Below are 1,127 nucleotides of genomic sequence, written 5' to 3'. Positions count from 1 at the left end.
CGGGCTGCGGCACATGACTACTCAACAGATTGCCTAAAAATGGCAAAATCAGAATGGCCAGTCCCAAGTACAAGGTCAGCATATTCGCCAACGTATGACTCTCATGACGCCACATGATCCATGCATTCCATAAGAGCAAGAAAGCTTGTAAGGTAAAAATCAGCCCAATCAACAGGATCAGCAACACAAACAACGTTCCACTGATAATGATCAACCAGTGGATATTGCTACCTAAAATTGCAATCGCCAGCATGGTTAAAAACGAATAGAAAAATAGCGAAAACCAAATACCGTTACCTAGGCGAACCTTATCGCGATGATAACGCCAACCAAAAATGGTTCCAAATATAATTGGTACTAACCAGCTTCAGTAAAACATTGCTGGAACTGGAACCCAAACCACTGCGTCATTCACATCAATACCCCCGCATTAAGTTTTATTTCAGCTTCCATCATAAAGGACTCCCCGCGGGACTGCAATCAGGAGTCATTACTTCAACTGTTTTTGTTCATTATAGAAATTACGGTAAGCTAAATAGCACGCAATGATTGACCCCAAACTAGTCGCTGATAAGAGCATGAACGTGACCATAATTTGATACTTAATGGCCCGTACTGGATCGACCCCTGCAAAGATCAAACCGGACATCATCCCTGGCAGATTGACTAGACCCACAGTCTTTGCCGAATCAATGGTTGGTGACATCCCCGTACGAATCGCTTCACGCACGATGGCAATCGAAGCATCAAGTAGACCAGCCCCTAACGCCAACCGTTCAAGCACACCTTGCCGCTGGTCATGAAACTGACTATTGAGGCTGCGATAAGCCAGCCCAATTGCGACCATTGAATTCGACGCAATCATACCAGAAATGGGAATCATTTGCGATGGCACAAACTTAATCGCACCAGATAGCACGAGGACGCCGAGTGTTACCCCCGTACTAACAAAAATGGCTAATAACGAAATGGCTAATGCATGGTCAATCCCCGGCCCCCGTTTTTTCGCATTCCAAGCCGCATTGAAGATAATGAAGCCCATCATCGCCAGAGTTATCCAAAAATTGTTTACTCGGAAAATATAATTAAGCAATTAACACACGATAAATAGATGTAAAACAGCCCAC

2 protein-coding genes are annotated in these 1,127 nt (G+C 44.4%); both read right to left on the bottom strand.

The features are described 5' to 3' along the window. Nucleotides 1-253, bottom strand: a 253-nt coding sequence (locus ABZ857_RS44325) for a hypothetical protein (RefSeq protein WP_357056991.1), incomplete at its 3' end; no start/stop codon positions are given. A 237-nt stretch (nt 254-490) separates the two neighbouring features. Beyond that, entirely contained in the window at nt 491-1,093 is a 603-nt protein-coding gene (gene fetB, locus ABZ857_RS44320; protein WP_357056988.1) for an iron export ABC transporter permease subunit FetB, read from the bottom strand. Nucleotides 1,094-1,127: the final 34 nt, after the last annotated feature.

It is taken from the genome of Microbispora sp. NPDC046933, assembly GCF_040644635.1.
Classification (GTDB): domain Bacteria; phylum Actinomycetota; class Actinomycetes; order Streptosporangiales; family Streptosporangiaceae; genus Microbispora.
This window is presented reverse-complemented; position numbering and strand designations above follow the sequence as displayed.